9 protein-coding genes are annotated in these 13,350 nt (G+C 39.6%); all 9 read right to left on the bottom strand.

All coding sequences use genetic code 11. The annotated features are described in order from the left end of the window. The 9 genes from HN459_06290 to HN459_06250 are packed head-to-tail and all read right to left on the bottom strand — an operon-like array spanning position 1 to position 13,350. Positions 1–2,733 carry a sodium/solute symporter gene (locus HN459_06290; protein ID MBT3479058.1) on the bottom strand — a complete coding sequence of 911 codons (2,733 nt, stop codon included), beginning with the start codon at positions 2,731–2,733 and terminating at the stop codon, positions 1–3. Continuing rightward, positions 2,726–4,288 (bottom strand): sialate O-acetylesterase, encoded by a 1,563-nt coding sequence (locus HN459_06285; protein MBT3479057.1) that lies wholly within the window; start codon positions 4,286–4,288, stop codon positions 2,726–2,728. The genes HN459_06290 and HN459_06285 overlap by 8 nt, the downstream gene beginning before the upstream one ends. Next, entirely contained in the window at positions 4,261–5,439 is a 1,179-nt protein-coding gene (locus HN459_06280) for an N-acylglucosamine 2-epimerase (protein MBT3479056.1), read from the bottom strand. Before HN459_06280 ends, HN459_06285 begins: the two co-directional genes overlap by 28 nt. Further along, on the bottom strand, positions 5,423–6,349 hold the full coding sequence (locus HN459_06275; protein MBT3479055.1) for an N-acetylneuraminate lyase: 927 nt from the start codon (positions 6,347–6,349) through the stop codon (positions 5,423–5,425). Before HN459_06275 ends, HN459_06280 begins: the two co-directional genes overlap by 17 nt. 50 nt (positions 6,350–6,399) lie before the next feature. Further along, positions 6,400–7,590 (bottom strand): Gfo/Idh/MocA family oxidoreductase, encoded by a 1,191-nt coding sequence (locus HN459_06270; GenBank protein MBT3479054.1) that lies wholly within the window; start codon positions 7,588–7,590, stop codon positions 6,400–6,402. Positions 7,591–7,607: 17 nt separating this feature from the next. Next, entirely contained in the window at positions 7,608–8,969 is a 1,362-nt protein-coding gene (locus HN459_06265; GenBank protein ID MBT3479053.1) for a Gfo/Idh/MocA family oxidoreductase, read from the bottom strand. A 1-nt stretch (position 8,970) separates the two neighbouring features. Continuing rightward, the gene (locus HN459_06260) at positions 8,971–10,353 is read right to left on the bottom strand and encodes a DUF1080 domain-containing protein (GenBank protein MBT3479052.1); all 1,383 of its coding nucleotides are present in this window, start codon (positions 10,351–10,353) and stop codon (positions 8,971–8,973) included. Positions 10,354–10,364: 11 nt separating this feature from the next. Next, the gene (locus HN459_06255; GenBank protein MBT3479051.1) at positions 10,365–11,900 is read right to left on the bottom strand and encodes a sulfatase; all 1,536 of its coding nucleotides are present in this window, start codon (positions 11,898–11,900) and stop codon (positions 10,365–10,367) included. Beyond that, a complete protein-coding gene (locus tag HN459_06250; protein MBT3479050.1) occupies positions 11,893–13,350 on the bottom strand; it encodes an alpha-L-fucosidase in 1,458 nt (485 codons plus the stop codon). The genes HN459_06255 and HN459_06250 overlap by 8 nt, the downstream gene beginning before the upstream one ends.

Below are 13,350 nucleotides of genomic sequence, written 5' to 3'. Positions count from 1 at the left end.
TTAAATACGATCTCGCGTGTACCATGTAAGGCCCTTTAACTCTCGATTTTTTTGAGGTAATAGTTTGCTGGCTAAATATCCCATAAAAAAACAACTTCCTGTACCGATAGCGCCGTAAAGCAACCCATTGAGATCGGTATAATTTTTTACCCACCATAAGGACAAAACACATGCTGTAACACCTATCCATGCATGGATGGCATTGACACGTTTCGTGAATATGCCCAACATAAATAGACCGCCTAATGCTCCAAGCAAAAGGCCGATAATATCCATGAGGTAATCCCATAAATGCTTCACATCTGTTGAAGCAATAACGATTGCCGAAACAGTACCCATCACCCCCAAAACTAGGGTTATTTTTTTAGCAATAGATAAGAGGTTCTTTTGTCCTGGTCGAAGGCGTTGAATAAAATCAGTCGTTAGCACAGTGGCAATGGAATGCATACTGGAATCCAAACTACTCATGGCAGCGGCAAATACGCCGGCTATCAGCAGACCAGCCAATCCAGCAGGCAGTTCGTTGACGATAAAAATTGGGAAAACTTGATCTGCTTTATCGAAAGGTGGTAAATGGGAAGGAAATTGTTGAAAATAAATGAATAGGGCTGTGCCTAAACTGAAAAATAATATTGAACCTGGTATAGCTAATATTCCATTCGTATAAATAGCTTTAGCCGATTGATTTTCATCCGCAGTTGTCAAATATCGCTGCACAACTGCCTGGTCCGTTGTATAGGGCAGTAATACGGTAAATATGGCTCCCAGTAAAATAACGCCAAGGGTATCATCTTTTAGATTCCAATCCAAATTCACCCAAGTCAATTTTCCCTGTTCAGAAGCATGAGATAATGCACTTGCCAAGCCACCATCTATATTCATCATTATGATAAATAAAGCAACTATAGCACCACCCAGAAGCACACCTGTTTGTAATACATCTGTCCATATAACGGCTTCGATTCCGCCGAGTACTGTATAAAAAGTACTGAGGATACCCATCATAATAATGCAAACAACTACATCAAGTCCTGTTACCGCAGAAAGAGCCAGTGCAGGCAACAGGATTACAATTCCCATTCGAGCGAGTTGAAAAATCACAAATGAACTGCTACCTAATAATCGAATTCCAAGGCTAAACCGCATTTCTAAATATTCATACGCACTGGTTACATTAAGTCGACGAAAAAATGGTAAAAAGAAATAAACCACTATGGGGGCACAGGCAATGATACCCAATTGGATCAGAAAGCGAACCCAATCCGTGGCAAATGTTTTGGCTGGAATTGCCAAATAAGTTATAGCGCTGAGCTGGGTTGAATAAATGCTTAACCCTGCAGCCCACCATGGAATTCGTCGCCCTGCTAAAAAGTAGTCATCGGTGGTCTTTCCTCTCTTTGACACCCAAAAACCTATCCCCACCAGGACGATTAAGTAAATTCCCAATACAACCCAATTTAATGTACCAAACCCACCTTTTGATTCCATTGGTTTCATTTCCCATATCTGGGGTGACCGTATCCCCGGACTGATCTCACCGCTGGGAATAATGATGGATTCTCCCCATTGGATGGCTGATGTCGTTACATGACTGCTACCGGGAAAATCGCCATACTTTGACCAACGATTGGTGACCGTATTATAAAGAAGAATATCATTACTAAAACCATGATGGTTATTCAAAAATTGCTGTTGTTCTTTCTTAATTCGATCCTTTTCTTGTTGATTCCCATTTACTTCTGCTCGAGATATCTGTTCAGCCAATTTTGTTAAATATAAAAATCCTTTTCCGTCGGCGCCGCCAAAAACTGCAAGATGGTTAACACCCATCTTTGCCACTGTTCCCGCCATGACGCATCTTGGTTCGAGGTCACCCTCCACTTGGATATTCCCAAGAGATTCCCATTCGCCTCGACTGGGAACATACTTATGTGCGTCAGTGAGCATCTGCCACTGACCATTGATATTTGCACGGCCGCTAAAAATAAAAAGACTTTCTTCCCTTCCGTCGTTTTGGCTGACAGCTAACAAATGGGTTCTAGGCGCCCCATTCCAAGCTTGTAGTGATTGCCATTTATAATTTTCCGGTGATGTACGATTATTCAAATCTAACATCCAGAAATTATGTGTAGCTCCTGCCTCACTATCGCCACCAACAATATAAATTTTATTATCAATGATTGCCCCGGCCATTGCGGTTGTTGATTGAGGCAAATTTGGAATATCCACAATAGTGTTTTCATCCTCACCTGGTAAAAACCATTTATCAGAAATTTGTATTTCATCCTTCCATTGAATCACAAATATTTTATCTGAAATACCAGAAGACGTTTTGTATGATTTTGTTTTTGGATTTTTCTCGTGGTTCTTCCATTCGCCACCAATACAAATTATCCCATTAATAGTGGGAATAGATACACCATAAGCAAGACTTCGGGGTAACGTTACCGGACTATTATACCAACTATAATCATTACCATTTTTAATTAATACATGAATTTGATCGTTATAAATCTTAGGTGAATTGAATCCATCATCTGTTTTTTCCCACGGTACTCCATTTGGGAAATTGGCGCCTCCACTCAAAATCAGAACATCATTATGGATCCCTACAAATGGACCGGCAACACCCAATGGGTTTGGTAAATCAGGGAGTTTATTCCATGCCAATGATTGTGTGGCCCAAAGCATGGAACACACCGATGCAAATACTATAAATATTTTTTTATTCATAATTAATAAAGGGTGCCATAGGTAACCCCACCGAATTAATAAGGTTTAAAGCCGGTTCCGGATAAGGCGACCAACCATAACGAATTGCTTTCGGATTCATGATTTCCATATTGCTTAAAAGGATTTTATTTAATCCGAAAATCTTTGCTTCCGCATTGTACCATTCCCCTGCTTCATCCATTAATTCAAATCCAGTTGGTGGCATACCATTTTTGGTTTTTAATCCCTTAACAATGTGGTCAAATCTAAGTTCTAATTTTCCTTTTCTAAATCGTTTAGACTTAAGCGTGGGTCCATGACTTATAATATTCTTCCCATAGAATTGCTCCAAGGCGATACGAGCAAGACGGTCACCCACAGGCTGCTTTCGTTTGGGATGAACATCTGTTGGATTCCCCACATCCATGGTAATTGCCATACCCGTATTGGATACTGCATCATGAACTTTTTGCTGGCTGACACGAAACTCAACCCAGTGCGGTCTTTTCATTCCGGGTAATTGTACGAATAAAAATGGCATATCATCCTTCTGAAACTGTTCTCGCCAGTCTTGGATTAAAAGTTTTAGTAATGATTCATGCTGTGCAACCCGCCAGTCACTCACCGCATTTGATTCACCTTGATACCAGACGACACCCGAAACAGGTAATTGGATCATTGGCTTCATTCCCGCTTCCCACAAAAATCCGGGCTTAAAGGGATGGTTGTACCCCAGTTCATCCTCGGGGATAGGTAAACCTTTTTCAATGGCCTGTGTTAAATTTTCATTCCCGCGTTCCACAGTCCATGGTTCCAATGCTTTATTCTTGAACCAATCGCCCTCAACCATAATTTTGAGTTGAGGATGAGATGCCAATGCTTCTTTTCTAATCCATGCTTCAGCAGGTGAGCCACCTACAGATACATTGATTAATCCCACTGGCACATTCAATTCATCTTGAAGTTTTTCTCCAAAGAAATATCCAACACCAGAAAAAGGCGCTGCACTCTCAGGTGAGCTAATTTTCCATTCACCACTATAAAATTGATTTGGAAATAATTTATTTATGTCATCACCCAAATAAGGTACATTATATGTAGATAGTCCTTTTTTAAAGTTTAAAAGTCTAAGATTATTATTATTTGAATCCTCTATAGCTTCATGCCCCGTATCACTTGCAGATAAAGGCCATTCCATATTGGATTGGCCGGTACAAATCCAAACTTCTCCAACGAGAATATCGCGGATAATAATTTGGCCAGTTTTTGAACGAACCGCAAGCTCAATAGGGTTATGACTGACCCTTCTTTTTCGGAAACTGACATGCCAATTACCCTTTTCATCTACGATAGTTTGGATTGACCTTGAACCCAGTGTAATGGTTAATGAATCATTTGGTTCTGCATTTCCCCAAACTGGTATTGATACGCCCTGTTGAAATACCATATGATTACCAAACACACTTGCAATGGTTAAATCCTCACCATAAAGGACGGAAAAAGAAGTAAGAATAATCTTTAAAGAGATTATCCTGAATGATCGGCCCATCATGATTTCAAATCTGCTTCTAGCCATTTCCAACTATTCAAAAGCATGCGTGGCAAGTGGTATGGCCCCTTCCACATATTTCCTTTTAAGGGTACGGATACGCGACCATCCCGGTGAAGATATCCATACCATTCGCCATATTTTTTATCTGGAAAATGAGCGTAGGACCAATCATGAATTTGGCGATACATTTTTTCATAGCGCGGTTCTTTGGTAATGAGAAAAGCCAAAAGTGTTCCTAAAAGAGTTTCATTTTGAACCCACCACTGTTTCATATCATGCCAATATTCTTGGACGGGATTTCCATACACATCCCTAAAATAGTAAATACCACCATATTCTTCATCCCAACCCCGTTTCCACATCCAGTCTAACATCTGGCAACCAAGTTTAACAAGTTCAGGATCATTGTTTCTATTTCTTGCTTCTAAAAGAATAAACCATGCACCTTCTATTGCATGACCGGGATTAACTGTGCGACCATCAAAGTGGTCTAGAATTTCCCCATTTTCACCGACCGTTTCCATCACGCATTCTAGCTCAGGTTTCACGAAATAATCTCTTATTTCATTAATTGCCGCATCAATTTCCTCAGTGTAGGAATCATCTTCCAAGTTTTCCCGCATTTCTTGAGCAACACCTAATCGAATCATGGGTATAGCCAATCCTCTAGTGGGACGAGTGGCGGTAAATTTTTTTGGACTGAGTTCAGGATTCAATAAATACTTTTTAGCCAAATGATATGTATCGTTTGCCCGCTCAATCAATTTTTCATCCCCAGTGGCTTTTGCACATGCTGCATAAGCCTTAGCAGCAAAGAATTCAGTAAATACATATCGTCTTTTCCGAATGGGCTTACCTTCTCTTGTTACATGAAACCACATGCGCCCATCTATATCAAAACCATGTTTGGTAATAAATTCTACACCATGGAGGGCACCTTTTAACCAATCTTCTCGCTTTTCAACTGTATTATAAAGGGAGGCTAAAAGCCATGAAAATCGTCCTTGGGTCCACATACTTTTATCCGTATCAAGAATGCTCCCATCCCTATTACGCGAAATAATATATCCACCGCACTTTTCATCGATTGCCCGGGGAAACCAAAATGGAACTATATTATTTAATAAATCGTCTCGATAGATTTCTAAGAATTCTTTTTTACTTTGTGTGTTCATTTGCTCTTTCAAAAAAATTAATTTGATCTAATTCATTATACAGTGTTTCAATTTCATTTTTTGATAACTGCCGATGGGGCGGTCGTGCAGGTCCACAATCTACACCAAACTTTTTCATGAGTGCTTTTGCCGTTGGTAAGAAATCATACTTGGCTATAATATCTATAAATTGAATTGAATATTTCTGGAGTTTTTGTGCCTCTGAATGATTCCCGGAATTATAAGCTGAAACTAATTTATGATAAATTGGTGCCGCAAAATTATAGGTACTCCCTACGGCACCCTTGCAGCCATGATCTAATCCTTCAATTAGCATTTCATCAACCCCAAATAGAATATCAAACTTTCCATTCTGGACTGCCATGCATCGTTGAAGCATATCTAAATCGGGATTATTAAATTTTAAACCAACAAGTGTTTTTAGTTTTTTATCTGCTAATTCTAAAAATTCAACCATGTCAACTGCCACACCACTTATGGCAGGACTTTCATAATAATAAAAAGGCAAATTAGACACAATATCTGTAATTGGGTTTATCCAATCAACGAGTGCTGTAGCATTATTAATTTTCTGTTTTGGTGGCCCCATGGCGCTCAAAATATCAGCACCGGCATCATTGGCGGCTAACGCAAGATTCAATGCTTCATCCTGGTCATTATGGCCAATATGAGCGATAAATGTTAAATTGTTTTCTTGTGCTACTTGTCCCCATGCTTGAAAGAGATCAGATCTTTCTTGGGGACTAAAGGACTGCCCTTCCCCCGTTGTACCGCTAACATATATACCGGCCACACCACACTTAGCCAAATGTTGTGCCTGAGTTTTCACACAATCCAGATTTAATGAAAAATCCTCATGTACTGGTGTATGGACTGCTGCGATAAGTCCTGTTAATTTTTTATGCTTCATTTAACTTCTTAAACTAAATTTATTAAAATATGTGTATTTCAAGTTTTTACTTAAATATCATAATCACTTTTCCATTTTTGTATCCCCCCTTTATGCAAAGCATCCAAAGCCATTTGGACTGATATGGAAACCAGCGCCCCGGACTCTACATTTGAAAGTGGTTTTTTATTCTCCCTGATATTTTCCGCGAAATCAAGAAGTGCTTGCTTTGTGGGATCTCCATGATGAGTATCTAACTTCTGGCCTTTCCCTTCTTTCAAATTCTGTATTGTTGCACCTGATACACCATCTACTAATCCCAAATTCTTCACTAGATTGGATTCAACATAAATGGTTGCGCTCGTCGGCTTGATAACAAAAGTTCCTTTGGTTCCTTTTACGACAATCATATAACCGTTATGGGCGTTATTGGTCATACATGTGAAGCGAGCCTTCACACCATTTGGATAAGCTGCAGTCAAATGGATATTATCAAAAGTTTCCCGGCCGTCTTTCCAATAATCAATCCCGCCAAATCCTGTCATTCTTTCAATGTGATTGCCGGTGACCCAATTACAGAAATCTATTTGATGGGACGATAATTCTGCCGCAAGTCCGCCGGAATATTCACGGTACATACGCCAGTTAATCATGCGTTCCCATTTGGGGTTAGGCACAGGCCGACGCCAATTACCATTTCGATTCCACTGGCATTCAAATGTGGTAACATCGCCAATATATCCACTTCTGATCTGCTCAATTATTTCCAAGTACAACCGGGAATGATGGTATTGATGACCGACTTGAAATATATGCTTAGACCTTTGAACCTTTTTGACCAATTGTATTGTTTCTCTAATTCCTCGTACCATGGTCTTTTCACAGTAAATATGTTTTTCCGAATTCAATACGTCTAATGCCATGTCATTGTGCAGACTGAAAGGTGTTGATATAATGATTGCATCAATATCCTTATTCTCAATCATCTTGCGATAATCGGTGTACCCGGTAGCCTTTTCGTCTGCATGGGAAAGGGCAGCTTCAAGTCTAAATGGGATGATATCACAACATCCCAATACCCGCAATTCGGGTATATTTTTCATGATGCGGATCAATCCAGTTCCCCGGTCCCCGGTTCCAATTACACCCACATTGATAATATCGTTTTTACTTCGGCCTTTTAATATCATTGGACCTAATCCCAATGAAAGGCCTCCAATCGCAAAGGATGTTTTTTTCAAAAAGTTTCTTCTATTTTCCATATTGATTTTTTCTCTGATTATACTTTTGGCTTCCAGCCCGGTTCATATTCTCGCGTCCATAATTTCATTGCACCGCGATCAACTACTTTGCCATTGATTTGATTAATATTTATAGACTTTCCAATTCTTGATGAAATATTGGCATAATGGGTTAACATTTGAGAAACAGCACCTTCATCAATTGGGGAATTCAATTTTTCTTTTCCTCTTATTGTTTCAAAAAAGTTAACTGCATGCCTTGTAGAAAGACTTCCGCCACCCCCAAGGGCAACACCGCTTTCTTTCCCATCTATTATTTTTTCTTTGATTAATTCACCTTTTAAATCAAACAATTCATATCCCCCACGATCCAGAAATACAGATCCTTCAGAACCATAAATAATAGTCCCCCTGCCCTTCGGATATTTTTTGAAACCATTCCGGCTATTCCCATCCCATTGAATCACTTTTTTATTGGAAAATTTGAATGTGGCTTCCATGGTGTCATACATATCCCACCCATCATTCACATGCTGAAATTTACCGGAGTAAACGTCAACTTGTTTCGGATAGCCTACATCTAAAGCCCAACGGGCAATATCTAATTCATGGGTGGCATTATTTCCCATTTCCGCAGTCCCAAAATCCCAACCGTACCAATGCCAGTTATAATCCCATGTATCATGCATATATTTTTTTCTAGGGGATGGCCCTTGAAAAAGTTCCCAATCTAATCCTGTTGGTGGCGGTGCCTTTTCGGGCACAGGGACTTCACCCCTTTTATTGGTGTAATAAGCAATCGCTTTATAAGTTACTCCAATGATTCCATCGTGAATTTCCTTGATTATTTCTGCAGATTCCAGAGATGATCTTTGTTGATTACCCATTTGAACAACTTTGTTGTATTTTTTCTGACAGTAAACAACTTGTTCATTCTCTTCAGGGTTATGGCTGCATGGTTTTTCTAAATAGACATGTTTACCCGCCTTCATAGCCATGATGGCCCCCGGAGTATGCCAATGGTCTGGCGTTGCCATAAAAACAGCATCTAAGTCTTTATCTTCTAATACGATTCGAATATCATTTTCGAGTATGGGTTTATTGGTTATTTTACCTTCAAATCGCTTAGATGCTTTTTCTCTTTGGCTTTCCATTACATCACATAAATACAATAAACGAACATTGCTTTCTTTTCTTTCAATTGATTCCACGTAACCACCTAATCGTCGCCCTAAACCTTGGATGGCAATATTGATTCTATCATTTGAGCCCATAATATTCCCATAGGACTTCGCACTTGATGGTAGCATTACAACGCCACTGGCCAAACCAACCGACCCTAAGCTTGTGGTTTTAATAAATGATCTACGAGAAATATCTTTTTTCATTTTTTTACCCATTTTATAACTCCCGGATTTTAATATTTCGAAAATGGACTGTATCGCCGTGGTCCTGCAACAGGATGTGCCCCTTTGGCCATTGTCCAAAGTCCGGCCATTTGGCATATTTACTCCCCGAAACAAGAGCTCTGAACATTTGTGAAAAGCGGTCATATTCCAGAACTTTTTCACCATTTAACCAATGTTCCACATGGCCGTTTTTGGATACGATCCGGGCCCTATTCCATGCACCCACACCCTTAAATTGTTTTCCCCGTCCCGCAATCGTTAACCCTTCTGCCGCCATAAGATCATAGAGTGATCCCACCGTTCGATTTCCGGCGATTCCTTTTTTAGCGTCCGGATGTTTCTTATCGTCGAGAATTTGGAATTCACACCCAATGGCCGATCCCACTGCTTTATTTAACTCCGGGTCCACAAAATATTTGATTCCGCTATTAGCACCCTCGGTGATATTGAAATCCAATACTAATTCGAAATCACTAAATAGATCTTTGGTAATAATATCGCCGGGACCCGTGGATTCACCTCCGTCTGTCGCAATCACAGTTAATTCACCTTTTTTGACTTGCCATCCCTTTTTAGGAAAATGATTCAATTTGGCACCGCGCCACCCCTTCATAGATTGGCCATCAAATAGAAGACGCCATCCTTTTCTTTTTTCTATTTCGGTGAGCTTATTGTTTAAAAAACTTATTTCATCCACTTGGGGGTCAACAGATTTACGGTCGATTCCTAGATTTTTAGTTTTGATCCGAATATTTCGCCATTTGACAATTCGCCCCACCAATTCAGGAGAATATATAGAATGAACTTGCAGACCAATGAAACCAGAATCCGTCAATTCATCTACCAAATTCACACACATTATTCCATTAACCCACGTCCGAATTGTATTTCCCACAGCTTCAACTCGAAAATGATTCCACATTCCATTTTTAAAAGCTGCAAGTCCCTTTTCGTTTCGAGACAAGGGGTATATCCATCCCCTCCGGGATTCATCATAAATCCCACCCGTAAATGCCCTTGGTGTTGGGTCCACCTCAACTTGGTATCCATGCACCCTTCCATTACGGTAATTCTCAAAACTGTTGCTGCGAATCTGAACGCCGGAATTAAGTTCAGCATCCACAAATACCTCATACTCCAGGATAAAATCGGAATAAGTTTCATTCGAGCAGAGAAAACTATTAGGTGAATTGGCTACAGTCTTACCCACAATCATTTTATCATTCACTTCATAAATAGCCTGCCCGCCTTTTTGATTCCAACCATCCAAACTCACACCGTCAAATAATGGTTTCCAACCATCGTTATTTTGTCCGGTTAAACCAGTGAACAAAATTTGGAACACCGCTAATTGATAAAATATTTTCTGCTTCATTCTCTCTCCTTCTAAATATCTACACCAATGTTTTTTTCCAAATCATTCAATTTTATTTTTAGCATTTTTATTATATCAATGTAATCAGAATCACTATAAATATTCTTCATTTCACTTGGATCATTTTCCAAATCGTACAACTCCCATACGTCAATATCTTCATAAAAATGAATCAGTTTATATCGATCGGTTCGAATCCCATAATGCATTTTAACACCATGCTCATTGGGAAATTCATAATAATGGTAATAGATCGCATCGCGCCATTGGATTGATTCACCCTCCAGTATTGGTTTCATTGAAAGGCCTTGCATCTCCTCAGGAATTTCAATGCCTGCGTAATCGAGCAAGGTGGGGGCATAATCAATATTTTGAACCATTAGGGCTATCTTACTGCCTCGGATACCATACTCATCGGGAAATCGCATAAGCAATGGAGTTCGCAAAGATTCCTCATACATAAAACGTTTATCGAACCAACCATGTTCACCCATGTAAAAGCCTTGGTCCGATGTATAAACAACAATTGTATTTTCAGCTAAACCGCTTTCATCCAAATAGTCCAATAATCTGCCCACATTATTATCTACCGATTGAACACACTGAAGGTAATCTTGCATATACCTTTGGTATTTCCACAGGGCCAACGCTTTCCCTTTTAAATCTGCATTTTTGAATTCATCAAGGATCGGTTGATAATAATTATCCCAAGCTTTTCGCTGGACTGGTGAAAGTTGTGCAATAATCCTTTCATAGGATTTTCTATATTTGGTTTGCAGCTCTCCCTCATCTAGCATTTTTAGATCATAGACTAAATCCATGTCTTTATCAATTCCCATAATATGGGCGGCGGCGGCTTCTCTACCCTCATAATTATCAAAAAAGTTTCCAGGGATTTCAAAATCAACACCTTTGAATAAATCAAAAAGGGCCGTATCTGGCATCCAGATTCGGTGTGTTGCCTTATGATGAACAAGGAGTGAAAATGGCTTTTCTTTATTTCGATTCTTTAGCCAATTGATACTTTTATCAGTAATAACGTCCGTAACGTAACCTTCAGAACTTTTATGTTCACCATTCTTAATAAAATCGGAATTATAATAATCTCCTTGGCCAATCAATACTTCCCAATGGTCAAACCCTGTAGGCTCACTGCGTAAATGCCATTTCCCAACAATAGCTGTTTCATACCCCGAGTCGCGCAATAGTTTTGGGAATGTTACCTGGCTACTATCAAAACGAGTCCGGTTATCCAATTGCCCATTTTTGTGACTATATTTACCCGTAAGAATGGTGGCGCGACTAGGGGCGCAGATTGAATTGGCTACAAAACTATTCATGAATAGAACGCCCTCTTTGGCGATGCGATCTAGATTGGGAGTTTGAATAAATCGATCATCATACGCACTCAACGTTTGGTAGGAATGGTCATCTGTCATAATGAAAATGATATTGGGTCGTTTTGGTGCTTGCCCCTTCATACAAGACACGTGAAAAAATGCAACTAAAAGAGACCAAAGGATTAATATTGTTTTTTTTCTATTCATCGATTAATTCCGGCGCATGGTAAACTTCGACATTCGAAATAGCGGGGCATGCCTTTGCATCAAAAATATTGATGCGAATAGCTGTTCCTATTTCATCAGAAAATCTTAGAATTCGTTTATAGCCAATCGTTGTCTGGCGATCGATTTCTTTCCATCCCACTTCATTCTTGACTTCAATTGAAAATGATTTCACGCGCTGCCCGAGTTGGATATATTCCTGAATCATAAATCGATTAAATGTGGTTTTTTCTTCGAATTCAATCGTTAAACTGGATTGAATAACATTGTCTTCTGTTGTCCAATAAGAGTCTTTTTTACCATCAACTACCAATTTAGGTTCATACCCATCCCCACGAAAATTTGTGGCGGAAACATTTTTCCCTTTTACTAAATCAAACGCAAAATCTTTACGAATTTGCTCAGCCATTTTCTTTAATTGTTTCGCATCATTCTCATGAACTATTCCACGTATATCTACTGGGAAATTCAGCAACAATGATCCATTCCGTCCCACAGATTCATAATAAATATCCATGAGCTTTGGCAATAATTTGACTTTATCATCCTGCTCCGGGTGGTAATACCATCCCGGTCGGATGGATACATCCACCTCTGCTGGTACCCAATGGGAGCCATTCTCCTGCCCTGCCGAATACATTTTTGAATATTCAGGCATACCAGCATAAACCGAATCCCGCATGAGATTGGACCATGTGGTTGGATAGGCAAATCCTCTTTCATTTCCCACCCATCGGACATCCAGTCCAGCATCACCAAAAATGACTGCATTAGGCTGAAGTTCTCTAACAAGTGCAAAGGTTTTTCCCCAATCGTAATATCCCCTTTTATCTACTCGTCTCTCCTCGTTAGCACCACCGTAATACCCTGTACCACCATTGGCGCCGTCAAACCATACTTCAAAAATATCACCGTAATTAGTTAGTAATTCATTCAACTGATTGCGCATGTAAGTCAAATATTCCTGTTTGCCATAGTCAGCATGATTCCTGTCCCAAGGTGAATAATAAATGCCCAACTTTAATCCGAATTCCTTACAAGCATCCGCCAATTCGCGAATAAGGTCACCTTGACCATTTCTCCATGGGGAATTTTTTACGGAGTGTTCGGTATATTTTGATGGCCAAAGACAGAAACCATCATGATGTTTAGCCGTAATGATGATGCCTCTCATTCCCGCATCTTTAAATGTTTTTGCCCATTGACGACTATCCAAATTAGTGGGATTAAATTGAGAAGGACTTTCGCCACCGCTACCCCATTCCATATCGGTAAAAGTATTCATATTAAAATGGATGAATGCATAAAATTCTAATTCCTGCCAATTCAATTGCCTCTGGGACGGTAAAGGATAGACCGGTTCTGGCGGCGCAACTATTTTAGTTTGGCAGCTGAATAGAAAAACAGATAATAGTAAAATAATCTTTTTCAT

It is taken from the genome of Candidatus Neomarinimicrobiota bacterium (assembly GCA_018647265.1).
Classification (GTDB): Bacteria; Fidelibacterota; Marinisomatia; order Marinisomatales; family TCS55; genus TCS55.
The sequence above is the reverse complement of the archived record's forward strand: the minus strand, read 5'-3'. Positions and strand labels throughout refer to the sequence as shown.

Bases quoted from the DNA above. Each gene is read 5' to 3' on its own strand.
- HN459_06260 (MBT3479052.1), bottom strand. From the start codon at position 10,353: ATGAAGCAGAAAATATTTTATCAATTAGCGGTGTTCCAAATTTTGTTC.
- HN459_06285 (MBT3479057.1), bottom strand. From the start codon at position 4,288: ATGGCTAGAAGCAGATTTGAAATCATGATGGGCCGATCATTCAGGATA.
- HN459_06255 (MBT3479051.1), bottom strand. From the start codon at position 11,900: ATGAATAGAAAAAAAACAATATTAATCCTTTGGTCTCTTTTAGTTGCA.
- HN459_06280 (MBT3479056.1), bottom strand. From the start codon at position 5,439: ATGAACACACAAAGTAAAAAAGAATTCTTAGAAATCTATCGAGACGAT.
- HN459_06290 (MBT3479058.1), bottom strand. From the start codon at position 2,733: ATGAATAAAAAAATATTTATAGTATTTGCATCGGTGTGTTCCATGCTT.
- HN459_06270 (MBT3479054.1), bottom strand. From the start codon at position 7,590: ATGGAAAATAGAAGAAACTTTTTGAAAAAAACATCCTTTGCGATTGGA.
- HN459_06250 (MBT3479050.1), bottom strand. From the start codon at position 13,350: ATGAAAAAGATTATTTTACTATTATCTGTTTTTCTATTCAGCTGCCAA.
- HN459_06265 (MBT3479053.1), bottom strand. From the start codon at position 8,969: ATGGGTAAAAAAATGAAAAAAGATATTTCTCGTAGATCATTTATTAAA.
- HN459_06275 (MBT3479055.1), bottom strand. From the start codon at position 6,349: ATGAAGCATAAAAAATTAACAGGACTTATCGCAGCAGTCCATACACCA.